The sequence below is a fragment of the Ectorhizobium quercum genome, from assembly GCF_026552795.1.
In the GTDB taxonomy this organism is placed as follows: Bacteria; Pseudomonadota; Alphaproteobacteria; order Rhizobiales; family Rhizobiaceae; genus Ectorhizobium; species Ectorhizobium quercum.
In genome coordinates, this window is record NZ_JANFPI010000003.1 from 23070 (window position 1) to 49012 (window position 25943).

General features: G+C 65.1%; 24 protein-coding genes and 1 pseudogene. 9 read left to right on the forward strand and 16 right to left on the reverse strand.

Annotated features, from left to right (window positions below):
* The first annotated feature begins 23 nt into the window (after positions 1-23).
* From NOF55_RS08735 to NOF55_RS08770, 8 genes are all read left to right on the forward strand, one after another.
* Positions 24-1337: an ABC transporter substrate-binding protein gene (locus tag NOF55_RS08735; protein ID WP_306410985.1), complete on the forward strand. Its 1314-nt coding sequence runs from the start codon at positions 24-26 to the stop codon at positions 1335-1337.
* Positions 1338-1555: 218 nt separating this feature from the next.
* On the forward strand, positions 1556-2428 hold the full coding sequence (locus tag NOF55_RS08740) for a carbohydrate ABC transporter permease (protein WP_306410986.1): 873 nt from the start codon (positions 1556-1558) through the stop codon (positions 2426-2428).
* A gap of 4 nt (positions 2429-2432) precedes the next feature.
* On the forward strand, positions 2433-3263 hold the full coding sequence (locus NOF55_RS08745; protein ID WP_306410987.1) for a carbohydrate ABC transporter permease: 831 nt from the start codon (positions 2433-2435) through the stop codon (positions 3261-3263).
* An 8-nt stretch (positions 3264-3271) separates the two neighbouring features.
* A complete protein-coding gene (locus NOF55_RS08750; RefSeq protein WP_306410988.1) occupies positions 3272-4273 on the forward strand; it encodes an ABC transporter ATP-binding protein in 1002 nt (333 codons plus the stop codon).
* Entirely contained in the window at positions 4270-5046 is a 777-nt protein-coding gene (locus NOF55_RS08755; RefSeq protein ID WP_306410989.1) for an L-iditol 2-dehydrogenase, read from the forward strand. The genes NOF55_RS08750 and NOF55_RS08755 overlap by 4 nt, the downstream gene beginning before the upstream one ends.
* 1 nt (position 5047) lies before the next feature.
* The gene (locus tag NOF55_RS08760; RefSeq protein ID WP_306410990.1) at positions 5048-6514 is read left to right on the forward strand and encodes a mannitol dehydrogenase family protein; all 1467 of its coding nucleotides are present in this window, start codon (positions 5048-5050) and stop codon (positions 6512-6514) included.
* 7 nt (positions 6515-6521) lie between these two features.
* A complete protein-coding gene (gene xylB / locus NOF55_RS08765; protein ID WP_306410991.1) occupies positions 6522-7973 on the forward strand; it encodes a xylulokinase in 1452 nt (483 codons plus the stop codon).
* Positions 7974-7990: 17 nt separating this feature from the next.
* A complete protein-coding gene (locus NOF55_RS08770) occupies positions 7991-8917 on the forward strand; it encodes a carbohydrate kinase family protein (protein WP_306411673.1) in 927 nt (308 codons plus the stop codon).
* Here NOF55_RS08770 and NOF55_RS08775 read toward each other — a convergent pair.
* The 16 genes and pseudogenes from NOF55_RS08775 to NOF55_RS08850 all read right to left on the reverse strand — a co-directional run bounded on the left by NOF55_RS08775 (position 8914) and on the right by NOF55_RS08850 (position 23944).
* Positions 8914-9664: pseudogene (locus NOF55_RS08775) on the reverse strand (integrase core domain-containing protein). The gene NOF55_RS08770 and the pseudogene NOF55_RS08775 sit on opposite strands and share 4 nt — an antisense overlap.
* A gap of 57 nt (positions 9665-9721) precedes the next feature.
* Entirely contained in the window at positions 9722-10531 is an 810-nt protein-coding gene (locus NOF55_RS08780) for an HpcH/HpaI aldolase/citrate lyase family protein (RefSeq protein WP_306410992.1), read from the reverse strand.
* Positions 10531-11397, reverse strand: a complete 867-nt coding sequence (locus tag NOF55_RS08785) for an HTD2 family dehydratase (RefSeq protein ID WP_306410993.1) — start codon at positions 11395-11397, stop codon at positions 10531-10533. Before NOF55_RS08785 ends, NOF55_RS08780 begins: the two co-directional genes overlap by 1 nt.
* A 2-nt stretch (positions 11398-11399) precedes the next feature.
* On the reverse strand, positions 11400-12593 hold the full coding sequence (locus NOF55_RS08790) for a CaiB/BaiF CoA transferase family protein (RefSeq protein ID WP_306410994.1): 1194 nt from the start codon (positions 12591-12593) through the stop codon (positions 11400-11402).
* A complete protein-coding gene (locus tag NOF55_RS08795; protein WP_306410995.1) occupies positions 12590-13771 on the reverse strand; it encodes a CaiB/BaiF CoA transferase family protein in 1182 nt (393 codons plus the stop codon). The genes NOF55_RS08790 and NOF55_RS08795 overlap by 4 nt, the downstream gene beginning before the upstream one ends.
* A gap of 26 nt (positions 13772-13797) precedes the next feature.
* Positions 13798-15018, reverse strand: a complete 1221-nt coding sequence (locus NOF55_RS08800; protein WP_306410996.1) for an FAS1-like dehydratase domain-containing protein — start codon at positions 15016-15018, stop codon at positions 13798-13800.
* Between the two features lie 387 nt (positions 15019-15405).
* A complete protein-coding gene (locus NOF55_RS08805; RefSeq protein ID WP_306410997.1) occupies positions 15406-15984 on the reverse strand; it encodes a cysteine hydrolase family protein in 579 nt (192 codons plus the stop codon).
* A gap of 78 nt (positions 15985-16062) precedes the next feature.
* Positions 16063-16704 (reverse strand): GntR family transcriptional regulator, encoded by a 642-nt coding sequence (locus NOF55_RS08810; RefSeq protein WP_306410998.1) that lies wholly within the window; start codon positions 16702-16704, stop codon positions 16063-16065.
* 60 nt (positions 16705-16764) lie between these two features.
* Positions 16765-17598 carry an N-acyl homoserine lactonase family protein gene (locus tag NOF55_RS08815; RefSeq protein WP_306410999.1) on the reverse strand — a complete coding sequence of 278 codons (834 nt, stop codon included), beginning with the start codon at positions 17596-17598 and terminating at the stop codon, positions 16765-16767.
* 15 nt (positions 17599-17613) lie between these two features.
* Positions 17614-18345 (reverse strand): ABC transporter ATP-binding protein, encoded by a 732-nt coding sequence (locus NOF55_RS08820; RefSeq protein ID WP_306411000.1) that lies wholly within the window; start codon positions 18343-18345, stop codon positions 17614-17616.
* Positions 18323-19120, reverse strand: a complete 798-nt coding sequence (locus NOF55_RS08825) for an ABC transporter ATP-binding protein (RefSeq protein WP_306411001.1) — start codon at positions 19118-19120, stop codon at positions 18323-18325. The genes NOF55_RS08820 and NOF55_RS08825 overlap by 23 nt, the downstream gene beginning before the upstream one ends.
* Positions 19117-20100: a branched-chain amino acid ABC transporter permease gene (locus NOF55_RS08830; RefSeq protein WP_306411002.1), complete on the reverse strand. Its 984-nt coding sequence runs from the start codon at positions 20098-20100 to the stop codon at positions 19117-19119. Before NOF55_RS08830 ends, NOF55_RS08825 begins: the two co-directional genes overlap by 4 nt.
* The gene (locus NOF55_RS08835; RefSeq protein ID WP_306411003.1) at positions 20093-21004 is read right to left on the reverse strand and encodes a branched-chain amino acid ABC transporter permease; all 912 of its coding nucleotides are present in this window, start codon (positions 21002-21004) and stop codon (positions 20093-20095) included. The genes NOF55_RS08830 and NOF55_RS08835 overlap by 8 nt, the downstream gene beginning before the upstream one ends.
* Positions 21001-21897, reverse strand: a complete 897-nt coding sequence (locus tag NOF55_RS08840; RefSeq protein WP_306411004.1) for an NAD(P)-dependent oxidoreductase — start codon at positions 21895-21897, stop codon at positions 21001-21003. Before NOF55_RS08840 ends, NOF55_RS08835 begins: the two co-directional genes overlap by 4 nt.
* Before the next feature lie 4 nt (positions 21898-21901).
* A complete protein-coding gene (locus tag NOF55_RS08845) occupies positions 21902-22651 on the reverse strand; it encodes an SDR family NAD(P)-dependent oxidoreductase (RefSeq protein ID WP_306411005.1) in 750 nt (249 codons plus the stop codon).
* Positions 22652-22729: 78 nt separating this feature from the next.
* Entirely contained in the window at positions 22730-23944 is a 1215-nt protein-coding gene (locus tag NOF55_RS08850; protein ID WP_306411006.1) for an ABC transporter substrate-binding protein, read from the reverse strand.
* Positions 23945-24543: 599 nt separating this feature from the next.
* Between NOF55_RS08850 and NOF55_RS08855 the strand changes: the two genes are divergently transcribed.
* Entirely contained in the window at positions 24544-25779 is a 1236-nt protein-coding gene (locus tag NOF55_RS08855; RefSeq protein ID WP_306411007.1) for a CaiB/BaiF CoA transferase family protein, read from the forward strand.
* The last annotated feature ends 164 nt before the right edge of the window (positions 25780-25943 follow it).

Sequence of the window (25943 nt, forward strand, 5' to 3'; positions counted from 1 at the left end):
TCAATTCTCTGGGAGGAGAAATCATGAAACAGGTTATTCGCGCTCTGATGGGCGCGTGCGCTCTTTCGGCGCTTTCCACTGCCGCTTTCGCCGAGACCACGATCACCGTCGCGACCGTCAACAACGGCGACATGATCCGCATGCAGGGTCTCATGAGCGACTTCAACGAAAAGCATCCGGACATCAAGGTTCAGTGGGTCACGCTCGAAGAGAACGTTCTTCGCCAGCGCGTGACGCAGGACATCGCCACCAGGGGCGGCCAGTTCGACGTCATGACCATCGGCACCTACGAGGTTCCGATCTGGGGCCAGCGCGGCTGGCTGACCGACCTCAGCGACCTGCCGGACAGCTATGACATCAACGATATCCTGCCCGCCATCCGCAACGGCCTGACCATCGAGGGCAAGCTCTACGCCGCACCGTTCTACGGCGAATCCTCGATGGTGATGTACCGCACCGACCTCATGCAGGAGGCCGGGCTGGAAATGCCCGACGCGCCGACCTGGGACTTCATCAAGGACGCCGCCGCCAAGATGACGGACAAGAGCAAGGAGCAGTACGGCATATGCCTGCGCGGCAAGGCCGGCTGGGGCGAGAACATGGCCTTCCTGACCGCGATGGCCAACTCCTACGGTGCCCGCTGGTTCGATGAGAACTGGCAGCCGCAATTCGACGGCGAGGCCTGGAAGGCGACGCTGACCGACTATCTCGACCTGATGAACAATTACGGTCCGCCCGGCGCGTCCTCGAACGGCTTCAACGAAAACCTCGCCCTCTTCCAGTCGGGCAAGTGCGGCATGTGGATCGACGCCACCGTCGCGGCCTCCTTCGTGACCAACCCGAACGATTCGAGGGTGGCCGACAAGGTGGGCTTCGCGCTGGCTCCGGACAAGGGCCTCGGCAAGCGCGGCAACTGGCTCTGGGCCTGGAACCTCGGCATTCCGGCGGGCACGCAGAAGGCGGATGCCGCCAAGACCTTCGTGGAATGGGCTACCTCCAAGGAATATCTCGCTCTCGTCGCCGAAAAGGAAGGCTGGGCGAACGTGCCTCCGGGCACCCGCACCTCGCTCTACGAGAATCCCGAATACGCCAAGGTGCCCTTCGCCCGGATGACGCTGGAATCCATCAACGCGGCCGATCCGACCAAGCCGACCGTCGATCCGGTGCCTTATGTCGGCGTGCAGTTCGTCGCCATTCCCGAATTCCAGGGCATCGGCACGGCGGTCGGCCAGCAGTTCTCGGCGGCGCTTGCCGGCCAGGTCACGGCGGAACAGGCGCTCCAAAGCGCGCAGACGCTGACCGTGCGCGAAATGACGAGGGCCGGTTACATCAAGTAACCCCCTCGCCTCTCGCCGGCGCTCACCCTCTCGGGCGCCGGCGTTTTCGCCGGAACCGCCTCGGACTGGCCGCCTCTCCTTCGTCATGCCCGAGGATGATGGAGCAGGGAAGCTGCGGCCTGTACCGTCCGCCCGGGTCCGGCCCGTTTTCACTCGCCGGGCAATTCCGTTCGTAAACCCATCTTCCCGGAACTGCCCCTGAAAGCCGAGGCAAACTTATGGCGACGAAGCATTCCCGCACCGCAGCCAGGCTGATGATTTCGCCCGCAGTTCTCCTGCTTCTGGGCTGGATGATCGTGCCGCTCGCGATGACGCTCTACTTCTCCTTCCAGCGCTACAACCTGCTCATGCCGGGCATGGAAGAGTGGGCGGGACTGTCGAACTACCAGTTCTTCCTGACCGACCCGGCCTTCTTCGACGCGCTGAGGAATACGCTGCTGCTCGTCGGCGGCGTGCTGGCGATCACCGTCATCGGCGGCATTCTGCTGGCGCTACTGCTCGACCAGCCCTTCTTCGGGCAGGGCGCGGTGCGCATTCTCGTGATCGCGCCCTTCTTCGTCATGCCGACGGTTTCCGCGCTGGTGTGGAAGAACATGTTCCTCAATCCGGTGAACGGCCTGTTCGCCCACGCCGCGAAATTCCTCGGGCTCCAGCCCTACGATTTCCTCGCACGGGCTCCGCTCGCCTCCATTATCGGAATCGTCAGCTGGCAATGGCTGCCGTTCGCGACGCTGATCCTTCTGACGGCGCTGCAATCGCTCGATCAGGAACAGCTCGAAGCCGCCGAGATGGACGGTGCAGGCCCGCTGTCGCGCTTTTACCACATCATGCTGCCGCATCTCGCCCGCGCCATCACCGTGGTGATCCTCATCCAGACGATCTTCCTGCTTTCGGTCTTCGCGGAAATCCTCGTCACCACCAATGGCGGCCCGGGCACGGCATCCACCAACCTGACCTTCCTGATCTACGCCCAGTCTCTTCTGCAATTCGATGTCGGCGGCGGTTCGGCGGGCGGCGTGGTCGCCATCGTGCTCGCCAACATCGTCGCGATCTTCCTGATGCGGATGATCGGCAAGAACCTGGAGACCTGAGCCAATGGCGCGCACCGTCAAGACCAGAACCAAACTCGTCGTCACGGTCCTCGCATGGGCCGTGGGGCTGGCGATCTTCTTCCCGATCCTCTGGACCGTGCTGACCAGCTTCAAGACGGAGGCCGACGCCATCGCCGACCCTCCTCTCTTCCTGAACTTCCACTGGACGCTGGAGAACTACATCACGGTGCAGGAGCGCTCGAACTATTTCCGCCACTTCATGAATTCGGTGGTGATCTCGCTCGGCTCCACGCTGCTCGGCCTCCTGATCGCCATTCCGGCCGCCTGGGCGATGGCCTTCGTGCCGGGCAAGCAAACCAAGAACCTCCTGATGTGGATGCTTTCCACCAAGATGCTGCCGCCGGTCGGCGTTCTCGTGCCGCTCTATCTCCTCTTCCGCGATACCGGCCTTCTGGATACGCGCGTCGGCCTCGTCATCGTGCTGACGCTGATCAACCTGCCGATCATCGTCTGGATGCTCTACACCTATTTCCGCGAGATTCCGGGCGAGATCCTCGAAGCCGCCCGCATGGACGGCGCAAGCCTGAGAGCGGAAATCCTTTACGTGCTGACGCCGATGGCGGTGCCCGGCATCGCCTCCACGCTTCTGCTCAACATCATCCTGGCCTGGAACGAGGCCTTCTGGACGCTGAACCTCACGGCCGCGAATGCCGCGCCGCTGACGGCTTTCATAGCAAGCTATTCAAGTCCCGAAGGACTGTTCTACGCCAAGCTCAGCGCTGCCTCGACGATGGCGATCGCGCCGATCCTGATCATGGGCTGGTTCAGCCAGAAACAACTCGTCCGCGGCCTGACCTTCGGCGCGGTGAAGTGAGGTAAGACATGGGAAGCATCACTCTCGAAAAGGTTCACAAGACCTATGGCAATGTCGAGGTCATTCCGTCCATCGACCTGACCATAGACGACGGCGAGTTCGTCGTCTTCGTCGGCCCCTCCGGCTGCGGCAAGTCCACGCTGCTGCGCCTCATCGCCGGGCTGGAGGACGTGACGGACGGCGCGATCCGCATCGACGGCGGGGATGTGACGGAGGTGCCGCCGGCCAGGCGCGGGCTGGCTATGGTGTTCCAGTCCTATGCGCTCTACCCGCACATGTCGGTGCGCAGGAACATCGCCTTTCCGCTGAAGATGGCGGGCACGGATACGGCGGAAATCGACCGCCGCGTCGAGGCGGCCGCCAACGTGCTGAACCTGACGCCTTATCTCGACCGCCGCCCGGGCCAGCTTTCCGGTGGCCAGCGCCAGCGCGTCGCCATCGGCCGGGCCATCGTCCGCGAGCCCAAGGCCTTCCTGTTCGACGAGCCGCTTTCGAACCTCGATGCCGCGTTGCGCGTCAACATGCGCCTGGAAATCTCCGAGCTGCACCAGAGCCTCAAGACCACGATGATCTACGTGACCCACGATCAGGTCGAGGCCATGACGATGGCCGACAAGATCGTCGTGCTTCAGGCTGGCAGGATCGAACAGGTCGGCTCGCCACTGGAGCTTTACCGCACGCCGGTGAACCGTTTCGTCGCCGGCTTCATCGGCAGCCCGAAGATGAATTTCGTGGAAGGCGAGGAAGCCGCCCGCCACGGCGCGCACGCCATCGGCATCCGCCCCGAACATATCGCGCTATCGAAAGAAACGGGCCTGTGGAAAGGCGTGGTCGGCGTTTCCGAACATCTCGGCTCGGATACGTTCTGTTACGTCCATGTGGAAGGCGTGGGCACGATCAATGTCCGCACCTCCGGCGAGGTCGCCGTCAGCCACGGTGACACCGTCTGGCTGACGCCGGCCGAAGCCAATATCCACCGTTTCGACAGGCAAGGAGCGGTCATCCGATGAGTGGTCGTCTGGAAGGTAAAACGGCGCTGATCACCGGCGCGGCGCGCGGCATCGGTTTTGCCTTCGCCCGGGCCTATGCGGCGGAGGGCGCACGGGTGGCGATCGCGGATATCGACAGGGATCGCGCTCGCGCCGCCGCCGCGGAAATCGGCGACAACGCCATTGCCGTCGAAATGGACGTGACCCGGCAGGAAAGCATCGACAGGGCGGTGTCCGAAACCGTGGAAAGGCTCGGGCGCATCGATATCCTGATCAACAACGCGGCGCTGTTCACCGCCGCGCCCATCGTGGAGATCGGGCGCGGGGATTACGAGCGGGTGTTTTCGATCAACGTCGCCGGCGTGCTCTTCACCATGCAGGCCGTAGCCCGCCACATGATCGCGCGCGGCGGCGGCGGCAAGATCATCAATATGGCCTCGCAGGCCGGCCGGCGCGGCGAGCCGCTGGTCGCCGTCTATTGCGCCACGAAGGCGGCGGTCATCAGCCTCACCCAGTCGGCCGGGCTGGACCTGATCGGGCACGGCATCAACGTCAACGCCATCGCGCCCGGCGTGGTCGACGGCGAGCACTGGGACGGCGTCGACGCCTTCTTCGCGAAGTACGAGAACAAGGCCCCCGGCCAGAAGAAGCGGGAGGTGGGCGAGGCCGTGCCTTTCGGGCGCATGGGCCGCGCCGATGACCTGACCGGCATGGCGATTTTCCTCGCCACCCCGGACGCCGATTACATCGTCGCCCAGACCTACAATGTCGACGGCGGAAACTGGATGAGCTGACATGAAACTCTCGAACGCAACGCTCACGGACCTCCCCTCCTCCGTCAGGGTACCGACCTACGACCGCTCGAAGCTGACGCCCGGCATCGTCCATATCGGGCTCGGCAATTTCCACCGTGCCCATCAGGCCTGGTATCTGCACCGCCTGTTCGAGCTGGGCCTCAATCCCGATTGGGCCATTGTCGGCGCGGGCGTGCGCCCGTATGACGAGACGCAGCGGCTGAAGATGAAGGCGCAGGATTACCTGACGACGCTGATCGAGCTCGACCCTTCCGGAAAATCGGCGGAGGTGAGCGGCTCGATGATCGACTATGTGCCGGTCGTCGAGGGCAACGGGCTGCTGATCGAAAGAATGGCCGACCCGGCCATCCGCATCGTGGCGCTGACCGTCACCGAGGGCGGTTACTATATCGACCCGGCCACCAAGGGCTTCGCCGCCGACCATCCGGATATCGTCCACGACGCCGCCAATCCCGAAACGCCCCGCACCGCCTTCGGGGCCATCGTCGCGGCGCTGAGGCTGCGCCGGGATCGCGGCATCGGCCCCTTCACCGGGCTGTGCTGCGACAATCTTCTGGGCAACGGCCTCGTTCTGCGCCAGACGGTGCTTTCGCTTGCGAGGCTTTCCGATCCGGTCCTCGCCGAATGGATCGATACGCATTGCACCTTTCCGAACTCGATGGTGGATTGCATCGTGCCCGCCACCGGGCCGAAGGAACTGGCGCTGGCGCGGGAATTCGGCGTGGACGACGCCGTGCCGGTGACGCACGAGAACTTCCGCCAATGGGTGATCGAGGACAATTTCTGCGCCGGCCGCCCGGACTGGGACAGGGCGGGCGCGACCTTCTCGGATCGGGTGCATGATTTCGAGGTGATGAAGATCCGCATCCTGAACGGCGGCCACCAGGTGATTTCGGATGTCGGCGAAGTGCTCGGCATCGAGACGATTTCCGGCTGCATGGAGCATCCGCAGGTGCGTGCGCTGTTTCGCAAGGTGGAGCTTGAGGAGATCGTGCCGCATGTGCAGCCGGTTCCGGGCTTCACGCCCGGCGAATATGTGAAGCTGATCGACCGGCGCTTTTCCAATACCGCCATTGCCGATACGACGCGCCGGGTCGCCTTCGACGGATCGAGCCGCCACCCCGGCTTCGTCGTGCCGTCGATCCGCGACGGGCTGAAGGCGGGAACGCCGGTGGAGGGGCTGGCGCTGGTCTCCGCCGCCTGGGCACGCTATTGTGTCGGCGTGCGCGAGAACGGCACGGTCGTCGAGCCGAACGATCCCCTCTGGGCGGATCTCACGGACAAGGCGAAGGCGGCGAAGGACGATCCGCGCGTGTGGCTGGAAATGCGGTCCTTCTACGGTGATCTGGCCGATGAGCCGCGTTTCGCCGACGCTTTTGTCAGGTGGCTGTCCCTCATTCATGTGAAGGGCATGGAAGCCGCGCTCGACGCCTATCTCGCGGAGTAGAGCCTTCATGACCTATCTCGGCATCGACCTCGGCACTTCGGGCCTCAGGGCCTTGCTGATCGACGACAAGGGCGCGGCCATCGGTTCCGCCGAGAGCCATTATTCCGTGTCGCATCCGCGGTCCGGCTGGTCGGAGCAGGACCCGGCGGCGTGGATCACCGCCCTCGAGGCGGCGGTTGCGACGTTGAAGGCCGCACACCCGGAATTTTCCCGGCTGCAAGGCATCGGCGTTGCCGGGCACATGCACGGCGCGACGCTCCTCGACACATCGGGCGCGGTCATCCGGCCCTGTATTCTGTGGAACGACACCCGCAGCCACGCGGAGGCCGCCCTTCTCGACGCGGCGCCGCGTGTGCGGGCGCTTTCCGGCAACATCGTCTTCCCGGGCTTCACCGCGCCGAAGCTGGAATGGGTGCGGACGCATGAACCGGAAAACCATGCCCGCGTCGCCAGGGTGCTCCTGCCCGCCGCCTATCTGAACTTCTACCTGACCGGCCGTTTCGTCGCGGATCTGTCGGACAGTGCCGGCACGTCCTGGCTCGATGTCGGCGCACGGCGCTGGTCGGAGGAACTTCTGGAAGCCGGGCACATGCGTCTCGACCAGATGCCCGATCTGGTCGAAGGCTGCGAGGCGGCGGGAACGCTGCGCCCCGATCTCGCGGCCCGGTGGGGCGTCGGCTCCGGGGTCGTCGTGGCCGGCGGCGCAGGCGACAATGCAGCGGCCGCCTGCGGCATCGGCGCGCTTTCGGAAGGCCAGGGTTTCGTTTCGCTCGGCACGTCCGGTGTGCTGCTGGCCGCCCGGGACGGTTATCGCCCTGCCCCGGAGACGGCGCTGCACACCTTCTGCCATGCCGTGCCGGGTCGCTGGTACCAGATGGGCGTGATGTTGTCGGCCACCGACAGTCTCAACTGGCTTGCGCGCATCACCGGCCGCAAGCCCGCGGAACTGACCGAAAGGCTCGACGGTCCCCTTCTCCCGCCGGGCCGCGTGCGTTTCCTGCCCTATCTCTCCGGGGAACGCACGCCCCATAACGATGCGGAAATCCGCGGCAGCCTGACGGGACTGGGCGCCGACACCACGGTGGAGGACCTGACCCGGGCGGTGCTGGAAGGCGTCGCCTTCGGTCTGCGCGATTCCGCCGAGGCGCTGCGGGCGACGGGCGCGCGGCTCGACCGTCTCTTCGTCATCGGCGGCGGCGCGGCCTCCCGCTACTGGGTGGAACTGATCGCCACGGTGCTCGGCACGGCGCTGGTCCTGCCGCGGGCGGGCGAATTCGGGGCCGCGCTGGGTGCGGCGCGGCTCGGGCTCACCGCGGCGACGGGCGCCTTGCCGGAGACCGTCATGACGCCGCCCGAAACCGCAATCGAAATTGCCCCCGACACGGCCCTTGCAGGCGCTTTCGACACGGCTTATGGCAAGTTCCGGGCGGCTTATCCCGCCATCCGCGAAACCCAGTGAACGACGAGGTCCGAGCGATGATTCTGTGCTGCGGCGAAGCCCTGATCGACATGATCCCGATGCCGACCGTCTCCGGCGCCGACGGCTTCGTTCCGCATACGGGCGGCGCCGTCTTCAATACGGCGATCGCGCTCGGCCGGCTCGGTGTCGATGCCGGCATGGTCACGGGGCTTTCCACCGACCTGTTCGGCCGGAAGCTGGCGGAAGCCCTGCGCGCCAGCCATGTGGATACGTCGCGCGTCATCCTGTCCGACAGGCCCACGACGATGGCCTTCGTCCACCTGGTGGACGGACAGGCCACCTACACCTTCTATGATGAGAATTCCGCCGGCCGCATGATCCTTCCGGAGGATCTGCCGCCCGTTTCCGGCGAGGCGGCCGCGCTTTATTTCGGCGGCATCAGCCTTGCCGTCGAACCGGGAGCCGAAACCTACGCCGCCCTTCTCGCGCGGGATGGCGCGTCGCGGACCGTGATGCTCGATCCCAATATCCGCCCGGGCTTCATCAAGGATATCGCGCTCTACCGCGACAGGCTCTGGCGGATGCTGGCCGCCACCGACATCGTGAAGGTTTCGGACGACGATCTCGCCTGGCTGTTTCCGGGCGGCGATCCGCTGCGGGTCAAGGCCGGGCAATTGCGTCTCGCCGGCGCCGCCATCGTCATCGTCACCCACGGCGATGAGGGTGCGACCGCCTATTTCGGCGAGGACGCCGAAGTGAGCGTGCCGGCGCTGAAGGTCGCGGTGGTCGATACGGTCGGCGCGGGCGACACGTTCAATGCCGGCGTGCTGGCCAGCCTCGACCGCCAGGGCCGGCTTTCCAAATCCGCCGTGGCGGCGCTGACCGCCGAGCCGCTCACCGAGGCGCTGACCTTCGGAGCGAAGGTCGCAGCCGCCACGGTGTCGCGCGCCGGCGCAAACCCGCCCTGGGCACACGAATTCTAGGTGTTCAGTTCCAGGATTTGATGGATCGGATTCAGGGTGAATCTCTTTGGCTGCGAAGTCCAGACATTGCAGATGAATTCATGAGGTGTGGGAGCTCTGAGGGTCTTGAGTCGGCGGGCGAAATTGTATGCCGAGACGAAATTTCTGACATGACTGCGGAGCTGGTCGTGGCTGTCGCAGTGATAACGTTTGACGGTTGCCTCCTTGATTGTCCGGTTCATCCGCTCGACCTGGCCGTTCGTCCAGGGATGCTTGGGTTTGGTCAGCCTGGCTCGATGCCGTGTCGCCAGTGTGCCCGGTCGAACGGATGTCCCCGGAACCGTGCGGTTGGTCCGTTGCGGTTCTTCGGGATGTCTGCGAAGGCCTTGAACGTCTTCCTCGATGGCTTGTCGCCATCCACATCCGGCAGTCTTGAAATCCCATGACGCTGCAGGCATCGATGCAATGACGATCGCGTCAGATGCGGGATTGTCGGCTGAAGAGCGTAGAGGCAATCGTCCGGCGCCAGTAGCGTGTGCCGCCCAAACGCAATGATAATCGCCTCTCTTCTTCACTGAGAACGGTTGAACGCGGCTCCTTCGGTCCGGTCTTGAGATCCTCGACCGTTGCCCGCTTGCGCCACTTCAGAACCGTCTTCGGATTGATGCCATATCTGCGGCTCAGTTCCGCGGTCGAAGCTTTCGACCGCTGTATTGCAGCTCGGATTGCGGGCGTGGACGTGGCGCGGTCGTGGCCTATCTGGCCCATAGTGCTTCCTTCCATTCGGCGGAAAAGATCACACCATCAAACTCCGGGATCAAACACCTAACGGTCGAATGCGGATGCGGAGACCAAGATTGCCCTGGCCTGATCCACCAAGGGTTTATCGACCATCTTCTTATCCAGTTGCACCACGCTGCCCCGGCTCTCCCCGACCGCGGCCATGATGCGGCGCGCCCATGCCAGTTCATCGGCGGAGGGCGCGAAGGCGGCGTTCACCGGACCGACCTGCCGGGGATGGATGCAGAGCTTCGCCGAAAAGCCGAGATTGCGCGCCCGCGCCACGTCCGCCGCCAGGGCCTCCTCATCGTCCAGCGCCACCGTCACGCCGTCGATGGGCGGCGCGAGGCCGGCATGGCGCGAGGCGAGCGCAATCTCGAACCGGGCCGGATCGAAGGTCGCACTCGGCCCGGGCATGCGCGCATCGACGCCGAAATCGAGATGCCCGAAGGCGAGGCGCGTCACCGAAGCCGAAGCTGCCACGGCGTGGATATCCACGAGACCGGCCACCGTTTCGACGAGCGCAACAAGCGGACGATCCGCCAGAATGGCGCCGACACGGGCGAGGCTTCCCGGTTCCGCCTTCGGCACCATGATTTCCGCAGCCGGAAAGGCGGCTAGCGCGGCAAGATCCGCATCGAACCACGGCGTGTCGGCACCGTTGATGCGCACGACGCCGGCACCGCCCGATGCGAACCATGCGCGGACATGGGCGCGCGCGCCCTCCTTGGCGTCCGGCCCCACCGCATCCTCGAGGTCGAGGACGATGCGATGCGCACCGGAGCCGGCAGCCCTGGCGAAACGCTCGGGCCGGTCGCCCGGCACGAACAGATAGCTGTGCGGCACGGCCGTCATCACGCCTCGTCCCCTGTCGCGAAACGGGCCTCGGCACGCATGGCGAGTTCGCCCTCAAGCCCGCGCGCCCAGAGCGAAAGCCCTTCCGGGCTTTCCGCCGCCTCGATCCTAAACGCCCGGTCGACGAACAGCGGCGCGACGGCGCGAAACTCGAACCGCCGCAGGGTCCCGTCCGGTCGGGCCCGGCCGGCAAGGCCCTGCAAAAGCGTGGCGATCAGCGGCCCGTGAACGACGAGATCGCGATAGCCCTCCTCCTGGCGGGCATAGGGCTGGTCGTAGTGAATGCGGTGCCCGTTCGAGGTGAGCGCGGAATAGCGGAAGAGAAGCACGGGGTCCGGGACGATCCTCTCGGACCAGACCGGGTTTTCAGGCGCGGGAACGGATCGCGGCGCCGCCGCATCCGGCGCGGCGGGAGCACGATAGACGATGTCCTGTTCCTCCTCCACCGCAACGATGCCCTCGTGGGAGATCATGTGGCGCACGGTGACGAAGACCAGCCGGCCGCTGCCACCGGTCTTTTCGACGACGTAGGCAATCTCGCTTTCACGCCTCACTCGGGCGCCGACCGGGATTGCGGCGCGATAGGTCAGCCGCCCGCCCGCCCACATGCGACGTGGCAACCCGGTTTCCGGAAGAAAGCCGCCACGCTGCGGATGACCGTCCGGTCCCAGCCGGCTGCGGCGCACGAACGGATTGAAGAACATCCAGTGCCAGCCGGGCGGCAGTTCCCTGCCCTCCCCCGGCAGCGTCTCGATATCGAGCGTCGCCGCCAGCGCATCGACCTTATCGGCGGCGATGACGATCTCGGCATGCTCGCGGCGGCCGATGGCCGTGGCGGGATCACCCGCCGTCCCTGTCGTTTCCACGTTCAATGGATCACCTCCTCCTCGACCAGCGCCTCGTATTCCCGGCGACCGAGGCCGAGCAGTTCGCCGTAGACATACTCCTCATGCTCCCCGAGACGCGGCGTGCCTCGCACGATACCGATATCGTCGCAGCCGGAAAAGCGCGCCGGGAACCCGACCGCCGCACGGCGGCGTTCGTCGTCCTCGCAAACCTCGACGATTGCACCCCGCGCCCTCAGATGCGGATCGCGGACCAGATCGCCGGTGTTCCACGACACGTGCGCCGGCACACCGGCAGCCTGGAGCGCGGTCGCCGCCGCCTCGGCGTTCTGCCGCGCCGACCATTCCGCGACGATCGCGTCGAGTGCCGCGCGTTCGGCATGGCGCGCCTCGGGCGTCGCGAAACGCGGATCGCGCGCCAGTTCCGGCCGGCCGATCACCGACAGAAATGCCAGCCACTCGGCCTCGGCGCCAACGGCAATGCTGAGCCAGCGATCGGGCACATCGGTGGCGTAGAGGCCGTGCGGCGCACGCCGGTAGTCGTCGTTGCCCATGCGACCGAGCCGCGCCCCGGCCGCAACCGCCATCATCGCCTCGCCGATCAGCGAGGAAGCCACCTCGCGGGCGGCGACATCCACATGCGTTCCCTCCCCCGTCCGGCGACGGCGATGCAGCGCCGCGATCGTGGCGAGGGCGGCATTGAGGCCGACGGAATGGTCCATGACATGGCGCATCTCCACGGGCGGACCATCGCCGTAGCCGGTGAGATAGCCGAGGCCACCCCAGGCGCCGAACAGCGGCGCATATCCGGCGAAATGCGAGTCCGGCCCCGTCTGGCCCGAGGAGGAAACCGATACCATCACGATGTCCGGCCTGACCGCCTTCAACGCGTCGTAGCCGAGGTCGAGGCGGTCCATCACGCCGCTGCGGAAGCTTTCCGCCGCCACATCCGATAGACCGACCAGCCGCCTGGCCAGATCGACGCCCCGGGGCTTCTTGAGATTGAGACGCACGGACAGCTTGTTGGAGGCGACCTGATCGAAACTCGCCGGGCCTTTTCGCCCGTAGACCGTATGGGGCTTGCGGAAAATATCCGGCCGCAGGGCGCTTTCGATCTTGATGCATTCGGCGCCCAGTTGCGAAAGCATGTGCGTGCAGAACGGCCCGGCCGCGTGCACGGTGAAATCGGCGATGCGGATTCCCTGCAATGGCTTCACGCGTGTTCCCTCTGGCTCTGGCCCGCCACGACGGGATGGGCGCGGTCGAGAAGATGCTGGTCGGCACCGGCCTCGCTCGGCCAATCGCGCACCGGCAGGGGATGAGGGCCGAAGCGGAAGGGGCCGGTCTGCATCCGGCTCGTGCCACCGCCGGGAACGGCGATTTCGGCGAACAGGCCGCGTGCCTGCTCGTGGCGGCCGGCAAGCACCTGTTCGGGCGCGTTGTAGCGCGCCATCGGCACGCCCAGTTTCTGGGCCCCCGCCACCAGTTCATCGACGTCGTGATCCAGCGCCCAGGCACGGATGCGGGCGTTGAGAGCGTCCCCCCGCGCGCTGCGTTCGGCGGGATCGGCAAGGGCCGGATCGGTCGCCCAGTCCGGTCGGCCAAGCAGCTCCACCAGCCCGTGCCATTGCCGCTCCTCGAGCGTCAGCAGCTCGACATAGCCGTCGCGGCAGGCGATGACGCCACCATAGCGGAAGGAGCGGCTGGCGCGATGCTCCAGCGACCCGTCACCGTAGCGCTGGACGGTGAAGGCGCCGACGGCAACGGTTGCGTCCTGTGCCGACACATCGACGAACTGTCCCTTCCCCGACCAAAGGGCCGCGAGACCGGCAAGTGCTGCGGCGATGCCGCCCTGCATTTCGGCGAAATGGCCGGCGATCTTCAGCGGCGGGCGGTCGGGAAAGAGATCGGCCGAAAGGCCGTTCGGCAGGAGGAAGCCCTCGCCGCTGGCGTGCATGACGTTCAGTTCGCTGCCTTTCCAGCCGGCCTTCGGCCCGAAGGCGCCGAAGGGCAGCACCGAGAGGTGGACGAGACGCGGATGGCGCGCCGCAATCCGGGCGGGGTCGAGCCCGAGCGCGGCACGGCGCATCACCGGCGTATCGTCGATCAGCATATCCATGCCGGAAAGCAGCCGGTCGCAATCGGCCCGGCCGCAATCTGCGGCAAGATCGCAGATGACGCTGCGCTTGCCCGCCGCCAGATAGGCGAAAAGCGCGCTTTCCGTCGAATCCGGCCCGAGGAAGGGCGGTTCGCGCCGGAGCGGCGAAGCGCCCGGCGGTTCGACCATGACCACGTCCGCCCCCATCGCCGCCAGAAGACGTCCGGCATAGGCGGCCGCCACGCCGCTTGCGATTTCGGCAACCCTGATGCCCTGAAGGGGGAGGTCCGTGTTCATGATCGTTGCGCTCCGTTGCCGCCGCCTCAGCGCACGACGGGCAGTTTCAGGTCGAGGTTCGCGCCATCGAAGAAGACGCGGATCTCGGGATCGCGGCTCGGCAGGATGACGGTGGCAAGGCCCGGCGTGGTGATTTCGCCGCGCTGGTTTTCGCCCCACAGCTCGATATCCACCAGCGCATGGCCGTCCTCGACGTATTTGCGTGACACCTTGCCCTTGCACCAGGTGCTGTCGCCCATCGTGTTGAACCGGCGCATTTCGGTGCGCACGCGCTTCAGGAAGCCGGCGTCGCCCATCCAGTTGGTCACGAGCGAGCACATCCAGGACGAGCGCTGCGGACCGTAGTCGTAAACGCCCGGCACACCCACCTCCCGGGCCGTGGATTCACGGTGGTGGCCGATGCCTGTGTATTCGATGCCGCCGCCCGCTTCCGGATTGCGGAAGAAATGGCCCGGATGCTTGATCGCCGCCTTGAACACGACGCCGTGCGTGTGGCCGCGGCCGCAGCCGACGAGGAAGCCCATCGTATCCATCAGCGACAGGGGGCCACGGACGATCGGATCGAGCATCTCGCCCTCGGTGACGTCTTCCCAGTAGCGCACGTTGGCGCCGCGGATGCGGGCCTCCTCACGCAGGATCGCCTCGTCGATCTGATCGTATTCCTCCCGGGTGTATTCGTGGGTCTTGATATCGTTGTACTTGCCGGCCTCGCGGGCCGCCTTGCGCTCGTGACGGGTGCAGGTGCCGAGCGCCCGGGCGACCAGTTCGCCGCGCTGGTTGGAATAGCTTGCCTCGACATATTGCAGAACGAGACGGCCGGAGAACTTGCTTTCCTTCTCCTCGACGCCGACCACGCGCTCGATGGCGCTGATCCGGTCGCCCGGACGGATGTGGCGGAACAGTTCCCAGTCGTTGCCGGCATAGAAACCGTGAACGCCCGGCAGGCCCCAGCGGGTGCGACCGACCCAGCCGAAGGCCATCGGGAACATCGGATGCGCAACCTGCCCGCCGTAGCGGCTGTTGCGCCCGTATTCCTGCTCGCGGTAGAGCGGGTTCAGATCGCCGATGCCGTTGCACCAGTTGCGCAGCGTATCGCTCGTGGCGTCCTGGAGATAGGGACCTTCGGGGCGCAGTTGCAGGCCGATCATCTGGCGGGCGGCGGCAACCGCCTCGTCGGTGATCTTGCCCTCGGCGGGCGCGCCGCCGACATCCTGCGTGGCGGTGTCGATAAGTTCAGCGGTGGTCAAGGGATCTTCCTCCAGTTCGATTGCATCTGCTGCCGCGCCGTTCAGGGCGCCTCCCGGTTCCGAAACGGAGGCGGCCGATCTCCGGGACACTCCCCCGCATTCGCCGCCTCCCGAACCCGCCCGCCCGGCGCGGACGCCATTGCCCGGGCGGGACGGGTTCCAAGGTCCGTCACCAGACCTTTCGTCAAATAATGCATTTTATATTATAATCGTCAATCTGCTTTTTGTGACCAGGAATATGAAATCTTCACATTCTCATAAAATTTCATGAATTTCCAACGCATTGACAGGCAAAAACTTAGATTGAACACCGACCAGTCTCGCCGGATTATAATGGATAATGCATTATTATTCCGCGCGGATGTTGCCCGCATGCCTGCCGACGGATCAGAACACGACGTCGGCCGCCGTGGAGATTCCGGCGAAGCGGCGCAGGCCGGCAAGCGCGAAATCATGTTCGTCATCGCTCGCACCGGCGCAGCAATCCTCGAGCAGCACGCATTCGAAATCGCGATCGTGACCCTCCCGCACCGCCGCGGACACGACACCGTTGGTCGAAACGCCGCAGAGCACCAGCCGCGTTATGCCTTGCGCACTGAGCAGCGGCGCAAGCGTCGTGCCGTAGAACGGGCTGACGCGGTGTTTGACGATATCGGCATCGCCCGCGCGGGGGGCGAAATCCGAAAACACCTCCGTCCCCCAGTGGCCGAGCTTGAAGATGCCGTTATCGCGGGCGCGGGAAAAGACCGGCGATCCCGGCGGGCATTCGCGGTAATCCGGCGAGAAGCCGACCCGCACGTAACCGATCATGACACCGGCGGCGCGGGCGCGCTCGATGGCGAGCGCGGTGTTGGCATAGACGTTGCGCTCGCGGCAGCGCGGCACATAGGTCTGGCCTCCCGCTCCATCCGGGTGCACCAGATCGTTGATCATGTCCATGACGAGAAGAATGCTGTCGGAAGGCATGGGCTGCTCCTTTGTTATGCCTGGTCCCGGATGCGGATCGCTGCCGGAACCGGGCCCCACGGAGCGCCGGGTTCCGGCCTAGCCGGTATATTCCGCCTTGAATTCGTCCCAGCCGGCGCGGATGTGGACGCGCAGGGCCGAAAGCAGGGCCGCCTCGTCGCGAGCGATGATCGCGGCCAGCATCTCCCGATGCTCGCTCGATGCCCTCTCGATGCGGTTTTCCAGCTTGTTGATCAGATCGAAGGGATAGCGCGCCCACAGGATACGCACGAAACGCAGCGTTTCCGGCAGGTCGGCCGCCATGTAGATGGTCTCGTGGAAGCGATAGTTGACGACACGCACCGCATCCCGGTCGCCCTTGGCAGCGGCGGTCTCGATCTCGCCCTGGAGTTCGCGCAGTTCCCGGATGGTTTCCGGCGTCAGGCGGCGGATGGCGGCCAGCGCCAGCTTCGATTCCAGCGTGACGCGCAGATCGACGATCTCCTCCGTCGCATTCATGTCGAAGGGCGCCACGACCGCGCCGCGATGGGAGGAGCCGAGCACGAACCCCTCGGCCTCCAGAAGCTTGATCGCCTCGCGGACGGGTGTGATGCTGGTGCCGATCATCTCGGCCAGTTCGGCCTGCTTCAGCTTGGACCCCCGCGGAAAACGGCCCGAAATAATGCCTTCCCGCAGGTAGTCGGCAACGCGTTCTTCTTTCGTCTGATGCCTCAAGTCCATGCCTTTCCTGCACAAAGTTCATCAGGAAATAAACCGGAGAATGGTGCATAATGCAATCTTTCATCGCGGCCTCCCCTCACGCGGCGAAGGCGGCAGGTCGAGCCGCACCACCTTTCCCTGTAGGTCCGGGGAGGCCGGCGGATAGAGGGAGACGATACGCGGATCGTGCGCGGGCACCACGTGGTCGTCGCTGTCGGCCAGTTCGCGGATGCGGTCATGGGCCGCGATCATGTCGGAGAGATTGAAGGCGACCGCGAAGGGCACGCCGCGCTCGTACTCCTCGAAATAATGCAGGGCGTCCGAGGCGAGCACGACATAGCCCCGCGCGGTACGCACCCGCACGATCTCCTGGCCGGCGCAATGTCCGCCCACCCAGTGGACCGACACGCCATCGGCGATTTCCCGGTCGCGGCCATGCAGTTCCAGCCGTCCGGCATGAAGAAGATGCACGAGGCGGGCGATCTCGTCCGGCTCGTAGGCCCGGCGGAACCACCATTTCTCCATCCACGGTCCGGTGACATAGGCCATCTCCTCCGCCTGCATGTAGAAGCGAGCGTTGGGAAAAGCATCGAGATGGCCGATATGGTCGTAATGGGCATGCGTGACGATCAGCGTGTCCACGGCGGCCGGATCGACGCCAAGCATCTTCAGCCCGTCCACGGGATGGATGAGAATGTCGTGGCCGTGATGCGCCGCCTTGTCCGGGTCCATGCCGGTGTCGACGACGATGACGCGGTCGTCGCATTTCAGGAACCAGCAGTAGAAGTCGAGCGTTAACGGTTCGTCGGGCTTCGCTTCGAGAATATAATTCTGCCCGCGCCTGCGGCGTGGATTGACGCCGTAGCGGATGCCGTAGATTTCATATTCCGCCGTTGCGGCCGAGGCTGCATTCATCGCCCTTGTCCTTGCCTATTCCGCCGCGGCCGCGCCCAGATAGGCGTCGATCGCCTCCTGCCGCGCCGCCTTGTCGCGCAACTCGCCCACGGCGCGATGGCCGACGATGCGGCCGCCGCGCAGGAAATGGATCTCGTCGCTGAGGCGCATGGTCATGGCGAGGTTCTGCTCGACCAGCACGATGGCCAGATTGCTTTCGCGGCGGATCGCCGACAGACGCTCGAACACGCGACGGACCAGAAGCGGCGCCAGTCCCAGCGACGGTTCGTCAAGCAGCAGCAGGCGTGGGCCGGCCATCAGGCCGCGGCCGATGGCGAGCATCTGCTGTTCGCCGCCGCTCATGCGCCAGGCCGGGCCGTCGGCCCTGTCGGCGATTTCCGGAAACAGGTCGAGCACCATCGCCATGCGCTCGCGCCGCTCGGCAGCGCTCGCCTGATAACCGCCGAGAACGAGGTTTTCCCGCACGGTGAGATTGCCGACGACGGCGCGGCCTTCCGGCACGTAGACGATGCCGCGCCGCACCCGTTCGCGGGCGGGCAGGCCGTCGAGTTTCTCACCGTCGAAAACGACGCTTCCCGTACAGGGAATGAGACCGGCAATCGCCTTCATGCTGGAGGACTTGCCCGCACCGTTGGCGCCGAGCAGGGCGACGACCGCCCGTTCCGCCACATCGAACTCGATACGCTCGACCGCCTGGGCCTTCGCGCCGTAGAAAACCGAAAGGTCACTGACCGTGAGCAGGCTCATCTTCGTCGCTCCCCAGATAGATGCTGATCACCTGCGGATCGCGGCGGATTGCCTCCGGCGTGCCGCAGGCCACGCGCTCTCCGAAATTCAGGACGTAGATTCGGTCGCAGATCGACATGACGAGATCCATGTCGTGCTCCACCACCACCATGACGAGGTCAGGCGAGGACAGCGCCTTGAGCGCCCGCGTCAGTTCACGCGTCTCGGCATTGTTGAGCCCCGCCGCCGGTTCGTCGAGCAGCAGCACGCGCGGCCGTCCGACGACGGCGCGGGCGATCTCCACGAGGCGCTGCATGCCGGGCGGCAATTGTCCCGGCAAAAGGTCCGCGGCGTCTCCAAGGCCGAAATCGGCCAGCGCCCGCACCGCCGCCGCGCGCATATCCTCCCGCTCGCGACGGCCACGCGGAAGGGGCAGGAAAGCATCGAGCCATCCCGCGTGATAATTGCGCGCCAGCCCCATCATGACGTTTTCGGCAACCGTCAGATCCGGGCAGAGCGCCACCGTCTGGAAGCTGCGCACGATGCCCTTGTGCGCCCGCGCCGAGGGCGAAAGTCCGTCGAGCGGCTCGCCGGCATAGGCGATGGAGCCGCCCTGCGGTCGATAGGCCCCGGTGAGGCAATTGAAAAGGCTGGTCTTTCCAGCGCCGTTCGGTCCGATCAGCCCGGTGATCTCGCCGGCGCGGAATTCCACATCCAGACCTTTCAGCACTTTCAGGCCGCCGAAAGACAGGGAAATGCCGTGTCCTTCGAGAAGGGCGTGTCCTGCCTCCATCATCGTGCCTCCCTCAGGCGCTTGAAGGTCTCGCGCAGCTTCGGCGCGTAATGGACCATCAGGATGACGGCGATCAGCGCCGTGCCGTAGAACACCGGAATCCATGCGCCGGAACCCGACATGACCTGTGGAACGAGCGTCAGGAAAGCGCCGCCCGCCAGAGCGCGCGGCAGGCTCAGGCCGTAGAAGCTGACGACGGAGCCGACCAGCAGGAAGATCGCCGACCAGAGCGTGAAACCGCTCGGCGAGACCGTCGAGCTTGCGAAGGCGAGCGTCGCGCCGGACAGGGCGGCGATGCCACAGCTGATGGCCATGACGCTGATGCGCGCCCAGACGCGGCGGGTGCCGAACGCATCGGCCGCCGCCGGATGCGAGCGGGCGAGAAGCAGCGCCATGCCCTGACGCGACCGGCGCAGCCGCGCCACCGCCCAGGCGGCCACCACCAGCGCCAGAAGCGCCAGATAATAGCGCTGCATTCCGATGGCGATGCCGGGCAGAGCGGGTTTCGAAACGTAAAGCCCCTCGAAACCGCCGGTGAACCCGTCGGCATTGTTGACGATTTCCGGCAGGGCCAGTGCGAGCGCCATCGTGGAGACGGCGAGATAGATGCCCGACAGATTGCGCGACGGCCAGGCGAAGCAGATGCCGAGCAGCACGCCGAGCACCACCGCCAGGGGCACGCTCAACAGAAACGGAATGCCGAGCCGGGTTTCCAGGATGGCGACCGTATAGGCGCCAACGGCGGCGAAGAAGCTGTGGCCGATGGAAACCTCCCCGCCATAGCGGACGAGGACGCTGACGGAAAGCACGCCGATGGAGTTGGCGAAGCACACGCCGAGCGTGAAGAGCCAGGAACCGCTGAAGAACAGCGGCAGCAGGGCCAGCGCGGTGGTGACGGCGACCGTCGGCGTAAGCCAGACGGGCAATCCGACGCGATGGCTCAGCGAAAGGCGGCGGGACGGGGTGAGAAGGGTGTCAGACACGGGAGCCTCCCACTTTCAGCAATATGCCGTTCGGGAAAATGTTGAGCGCCATCAGGATGACGACCAGAAGGAAGGTGCTCGAAAATTCCGGCGAGACGTAGAAGGTGAACAGGTTCATGAAGATGCCGATCAGGATGCCGCCGACGAGGCAGCCCGGCAGGCTGGAAAAGCCGCCGAGAACCGCCGCGGCAAAGGCCTGAAGCATGAAGGTGGCGACCGTCGTCGCGCTGAGGAAGGTGGTCGGAACGATGAGCAGCGCACCGATGACGCCGAGCACCGCCGCCACGACCCAGGCGAAGAGATGGACGGAGCGCAGGTTCAGGCCGCAGACCTCCGCTGCAAACGGGCTTTCCGACATGGCCCGGAAAGCGACGCCCAGCTTGGTGTGGTCGATGACGAAGAACAGCGCGCCGATGGTGACGACGGCCACGGCCAGCACCGTGAGGTCGTAGCTGGTGACGTGCAGGCCGAGCACCGACGTGCTGAACCGCGGCAGCGGCAGGTCGAGGCTGACGATATCGGCCCCGAAGACCAGCAGCGTCACGCCCTGCACGATGAGCCCGACGCCGAGCGTGGCGATGGTCGCCGTAAGGTCGGATTCCAGCACCACCGGAGCCAGCACGGCGTAGCTGAGAAAGGCGATCGTCATGGCGGCGATCACCGCCAGCAGCACGGCCGTGCCCCAGGAAAGCTGGAGCATGTAGCCGCTCGACAGGCCATAGACCAGAAAGGCCGCAAGCCCGGCGACGTTGCCGTGGGCGAAGTTCACGACTTTCGAGCACTTGAAGATCATCACCAGCCCGAGCGCACCGAGCGCATAGAGACAGCCGGTGATCATGCCCGACCAGATCAGCGGAAAGAGGTCGCGCGCCAGCGCGCCGGCCATGTCGGCGAAACCGTTCATGACGGGTCCTCCGCCATGATTCCATCCTCGACGAGGCGGATGACACCGGGGAAATAACGCCCGCCGAGACCGTGCTCGACGGCTTTCTCGTAATAGCGACGCACGGTCTCGGCAGCCTTCAGGGGCACGCCGGTTTCCTGCGCGAGCTGGAACACATAGTCGATGTCCTTCAGCACATATTCCGGCGGGAAGGAGCGTTCGGGAAAGTCGCGCGGCAGCATGGCCTTGCGGGCATGGTTGCGCAGCACGAAACTGTCGCCGGAGCCCCTGGAAACCGCATCCAGCAGAATTTCCGGGGAGACGCCTGCCCTTTCGCCCAGCACCATCATTTCCGCGATGGTGACGACGTTTTCGAAGACCAGCATGTTGTTGACCAGCTTGAGCACCTGGCCCGAACCGATGTCGCCGCCATGCGTGATGTCGGTGGCGATGTGGGAAAGCAACGGACGAATGCGCTCGAAGACGGAGGCATGCGCGCCGACCATGATGGCGAGTTCGCCGCGCTGCGCCGCCTCGCGCGTGCGGGCGACCGGCGCGTCGGCGAAGGCAATGTCCCTTTGCGCCAGAAACGAGCCGACCTTGCGGGCCACCGCGACCGGCGTGGTGGAAAGATCGACGATTACCGCGCCCGGACGGACCTGAGCGGCGATCTCCGCCGTCACCGCCTCGACCTGCAGGCCGCCCGGCAGCGACAGGAAGATCGCATCGCTCTCCGCCGCCAGCGCCGCCGCCGTTTCGGCCGGCTCTGCCCCCGCCTCCGCCACCGCCGCAACGGCCGCCGCGTTCATGTCGAAGGCGAGAACGCGACCTTGGTGTTTCAGCGCCATGTTGCGGCACATCGGGCCGCCCATGACCCCGAGTCCGATAAATCCAATGGTTTCCGTGCCAGTCATCGCATCAATCCATCAACATGCCGCCGTTCACGTCGAGAACGGTTCCGGTAATCCAGTTCGAAGCAGGGGATGTCAGGAAAAGGATCGCCTGCGCGATATCTTCCGGCTGGCCGAAGCGTCCCAGCGGAACATTGCCGTTGGCAGACGGCGCCGCGCGCTGCGTGACCTTTTCCCACATGGGCGTTTCGACCGGGCCGGGGGCGACGACGCTGGCATAGACGCCGTGGGGCGCACCGGCCTTGGCCACCCATTTCATCAGCCCGTGCACCGCCGACTTGGCGGCGACATAGGACGGGCCGGACGCAACCCCGCCGATCTTGGCGGCGATGGAGCCGAGCGCTACCATCTTGCCGTAGCCCTGGGCCTTCATGATCGGGAAGATCTCGCGCACCGGGTTGACCACGCCCATGAGATTGACGTCGAGAATGGAGCGCCATTCCTCGTCGGTCGACTCCTCGAGCGGGCAGTGCGAAATCGTGCCGGCGCACAGGACCAGCGTATCGATACGGCCGAATTCCTTCAGCACATCCGCCACCAGCGTCCTTGTCGCCTCCTGCGAGGTGACGTCGTAGGAACGGCAATGGATATGTCCGTCGTCGAAATTCGCAAGTCCCGCGATATCGGTCGCGACGACGGTCGCGCCCGCCTCGGCCAGAGCCTGCGTCGTGGCCCGGCCGATGCCGCCGCCGGCGCCGGTCACGAGCACGACACGGTCATCGAGACGCGCGGGCGCGCTGATCGGTATAAAGGTCATTCCATCCTCCTCCCGGATTGAAGACTGAGATTGGAGTGCCCGTCCGCCTCCCCGCGGACAGGCACCTAAATGCGCATCTTACTGCATGGCGGCGTCGAAGACGACGGGCGGATAAGGCCGGAACTCGCGAACCAGTTCGAACTTTCCATCACCCGCCCGAATGATCCCTTCCTGCCGGGTGCCGCGATGATCGCCCTTGTTGAAGGTGACGCCGCGGGCACCGCCGATGGCGGCATCCTGAAGCGTTTCCAGAGACGCCATCAGGTTCTCGCGGGTCAGCGGCTCGCCGCTGTCGAGGAGAGCCTCGAAGGCCTTGCCGAACAGCGCCGCGTTACTCCAGCCGTTCAGGCCGAAGACGCCAACCGGATCATTCGGGTAATATTTGCCGACAGCCTCGCGATAGGCGACGATTTCGGGCTCGGAACTGGAGACGGGAAGCAGCCAGGACGAGAAATAGGTGCCGTCCAGAAGGTCGCCCGCCAACTTGTAGGTCGAGGGATCAGCCGTGAAGAACGGCGCGAACCATTCCACCTTCAAGCCCTGCTGGTCGGCCGCCTTCAGCGCCGCCGCAAGGTTGGCGTTGGAGCCGAACAGGATCACCGCCTCGGCGCCGGAATTGGCGACACGGCGCATATGCGGGCTGAAGCTGGTGGTCTTGACATCGAAGGAGACAGACTCGGCGGGCTGCACCCCGACCTCGGCCATATAGGCGTCGAAGCCGCGCTTGGCGGACTTGCCCAGTTCGTCGTTCTCCCAGAGAAGCGCGATTTTCTTCAGGCCGAGGTCCTTGAGCGCGTATTCGGCATTCGCCGCCGCCGACCAGCCGTAGTCGGGCAGGAGCGGAAACACGTTCGGCTCAACGAAGAAGGCACTGGCCCCGCCGATCGGACCGATCAGCGGCAGGCCGACCTCCCGGGAATAGGGGATGGCGGCGACATTGGTTGCGGTGCCGACCGAAGCCGCCAGCGCGAAGACGCCCTTGTCTTCTACGAGCTGGCGCGTGACGGCCACGGACCGGGCCGGATCGTAGCCGTCGTCATAGGTAACGTAGTTGATCTTCCAGCCCTTGATGCCCCCCGTCTCGTTGACATGGCGGAAATAGGATTCCGCCGCATGCGTCAGGATGGAGTAGAATGGAACGGGCCCGGTGACAGGCGTGAACGCACCGACCGTCACTTCCTTCTTTTCGGCGTCGATGCCGAGCTGTGCGGCACCGGCCGGTGCCGCCGCACCGACAAAAAGCGCCAGCACGGGCGCAATGAACTTGGATTTGCAGATTCCAAAATCCGGCATTGTTTCGATCCTCCCCATCGAATGCAGCCAATTTCCAGTACGGACCTCAGACTATGGTCGAAGATGCGGATGGTCAAATAAAAAATGCATTCTGCATCATGTTTGCCAGTCCACATCCGGCTCTTCTCGCGGAACGCATCGCCAGCCGAACGGATGAACGGCCATTGCGACAATCGCTGCCCCCTGCCCCGCGCGGCGGACATGAAACACTGTCCGCCAACAGGCTGTTCGCGCCATCCTCGCCGCACGCACCACCGGCGAAAGCGGCGCGAAGGTGACTGACGACAACAGGAAATCATCGCTATAATACATTGTATATAATCAATATTTCCCTTTTTATCAGGACAACATTCCAGGCCTTTGAAAAGTGTCCTCCACTCCCTTGCAAACGGTGCGGCGCGAACAAGGGCATGGCCCTTCCCTCTCCCATCGAACCGCCATGCAACAACATTGCAAGCCGGAATTCTTCGCCTCAAATCTCCTGTCCCATCAAAATCGCGGATTGACGCATCGGTTTCGATAAACAATATATTGTGCATTATTTATCGCGATCTTGATCGCAATCCTGCTGGTGCAGGAACGGAAAGGAAGAATGCGACGTGACACAGGCTGGAATTCTCACGAACCGGAAGGTTCTCGAATTGGGCAGCATGATCGCCGCGCCGTTCGCCACCCACATTCTGAGTCAACTGGGAGCGGAGGTCATCAAGATCGAGCCTCCGGGGGGAGAAACGACGCGCAAGCTGGTGCGCGGCGGACCGAGCGGAACCTACATCGCCTACAATCGCGGGAAACGAAGCCTTTGCCTGGATATCGGCTCCGACGAAGGCCGGGACATCTTCCGCCGCCTGCTGGCAGACGCGGACGTCGTCCTGCACAATCTGTCGCCCAGCGCGGCACGCAAGCTGAATGTCACCTACGACGACTGTGTGGCCGTCAACCCGGACATCGTCTACTGCCATATCAAGGGTTACGGCGAGGGCCCGCTTGCCGAGGAGATCGCCTCCAACCCGATCGCCGAGGCGGCGACCGGCGTCATGTTCGCCAACCGGGTCGACGGACGCCCGTCGCGGCTCGGCCCGTCCTATCACGACCAGTTTGCCGGCGCCTACGCCGTCATCGGCGTTCTGGCGGCGTTGCTCGACCCGGCGTCTCCGCCCAGCCGCCGCCGCATCGAATTCGGATTGTACGAGACCGGCCTTCATATCGCCGCGCGCGAACTGGTCGGCGTGCAGCTGAAATGCCAGCTCACAGGCAAACCCGAGCAGGAGCCCTCGCCCGAATTCAGCATGCCCGGCTACGGCGCCTATGAGACGGCCGACGGGCGCTGGATCTATCTCGTGATGCTGACGGACGAACACTGGCGGCGGTTCTGCCAGGCCACGGCGGTCACACCGTCGCCCGAGTTCGCAACCCTTCGCCAGCGCCGGCGCCAGCGCCCGGAGGTCGAGGAGATCGTCGCGAAGGCGGTCCATACGAAGACCTATGACGAACTGGCCGAGCACCTTTCCGCGGCCGGAATGGGCTTTACCGAAGTCCTGTCCGCCGATCGGGTTCTCGACGCGCCGCAGGCCCGGGTCCCAGGCAAATATTCCGAGCTGGGCTTCGCCGATCTCAATTTCGCCTCGCCCGACTTCCCCTTGCCGGGCATCACCGGCGAGGCGGTTTCCCGCCTGCCGCCGCCGCTACTGGGGGAACACACCTGTGAGCTTCTCGCAGCGGCTGGGTGCGATCCAGACCGGATTTCCGCTCTCCTCCATAAAGGCACCGCCATCGAGGCCAATATGAACGAGGATTTATGGTCCCGCTCCAGCCTTACCAAGACGGAGGTCTGATTTCGCGCCACCGGACCGGCTCCAAAAACACCTGGCGCATCCGGCCTACACTCGCTCGAAGCCGTGTTGCCGCTCGCTTCGGTAAAAGAATCTCAATGATCCTCCAATCCGCGCCAACTCTACATGCGCTCCGGTCGATCACACCGACGAGTTCGGGCTTGATC

What these genes read in the sequence shown, in the direction of transcription:
- NOF55_RS08735 (WP_306410985.1), top strand. Translation starts at nt 24, where the DNA reads ATGAAACAGGTTATTCGCGCTCTGATGGGCGCGTGCGCTCTTTCGGCG.
- NOF55_RS08740 (WP_306410986.1), top strand. Translation starts at nt 1,556, where the DNA reads ATGGCGACGAAGCATTCCCGCACCGCAGCCAGGCTGATGATTTCGCCC.
- NOF55_RS08745 (WP_306410987.1), top strand. Translation starts at nt 2,433, where the DNA reads ATGGCGCGCACCGTCAAGACCAGAACCAAACTCGTCGTCACGGTCCTC.
- NOF55_RS08750 (WP_306410988.1), top strand. Translation starts at nt 3,272, where the DNA reads ATGGGAAGCATCACTCTCGAAAAGGTTCACAAGACCTATGGCAATGTC.
- NOF55_RS08755 (WP_306410989.1), top strand. Translation starts at nt 4,270, where the DNA reads ATGAGTGGTCGTCTGGAAGGTAAAACGGCGCTGATCACCGGCGCGGCG.
- NOF55_RS08760 (WP_306410990.1), top strand. Translation starts at nt 5,048, where the DNA reads ATGAAACTCTCGAACGCAACGCTCACGGACCTCCCCTCCTCCGTCAGG.
- xylB (WP_306410991.1), top strand. Translation starts at nt 6,522, where the DNA reads ATGACCTATCTCGGCATCGACCTCGGCACTTCGGGCCTCAGGGCCTTG.
- NOF55_RS08770 (WP_306411673.1), top strand. Translation starts at nt 7,991, where the DNA reads ATGATTCTGTGCTGCGGCGAAGCCCTGATCGACATGATCCCGATGCCG.
- NOF55_RS08780 (WP_306410992.1), bottom strand. Translation starts at nt 10,531, where the DNA reads ATGACGGCCGTGCCGCACAGCTATCTGTTCGTGCCGGGCGACCGGCCC.
- NOF55_RS08795 (WP_306410995.1), bottom strand. Translation starts at nt 13,771, where the DNA reads ATGAACACGGACCTCCCCCTTCAGGGCATCAGGGTTGCCGAAATCGCA.
- NOF55_RS08805 (WP_306410997.1), bottom strand. Translation starts at nt 15,984, where the DNA reads ATGCCTTCCGACAGCATTCTTCTCGTCATGGACATGATCAACGATCTG.
- NOF55_RS08810 (WP_306410998.1), bottom strand. Translation starts at nt 16,704, where the DNA reads ATGGACTTGAGGCATCAGACGAAAGAAGAACGCGTTGCCGACTACCTG.
- NOF55_RS08815 (WP_306410999.1), bottom strand. Translation starts at nt 17,598, where the DNA reads ATGAATGCAGCCTCGGCCGCAACGGCGGAATATGAAATCTACGGCATC.
- NOF55_RS08820 (WP_306411000.1), bottom strand. Translation starts at nt 18,345, where the DNA reads ATGAGCCTGCTCACGGTCAGTGACCTTTCGGTTTTCTACGGCGCGAAG.
- NOF55_RS08825 (WP_306411001.1), bottom strand. Translation starts at nt 19,120, where the DNA reads ATGATGGAGGCAGGACACGCCCTTCTCGAAGGACACGGCATTTCCCTG.
- NOF55_RS08835 (WP_306411003.1), bottom strand. Translation starts at nt 21,004, where the DNA reads ATGAACGGTTTCGCCGACATGGCCGGCGCGCTGGCGCGCGACCTCTTT.
- NOF55_RS08840 (WP_306411004.1), bottom strand. Translation starts at nt 21,897, where the DNA reads ATGACTGGCACGGAAACCATTGGATTTATCGGACTCGGGGTCATGGGC.
- NOF55_RS08845 (WP_306411005.1), bottom strand. Translation starts at nt 22,651, where the DNA reads ATGACCTTTATACCGATCAGCGCGCCCGCGCGTCTCGATGACCGTGTC.
- NOF55_RS08850 (WP_306411006.1), bottom strand. Translation starts at nt 23,944, where the DNA reads ATGCCGGATTTTGGAATCTGCAAATCCAAGTTCATTGCGCCCGTGCTG.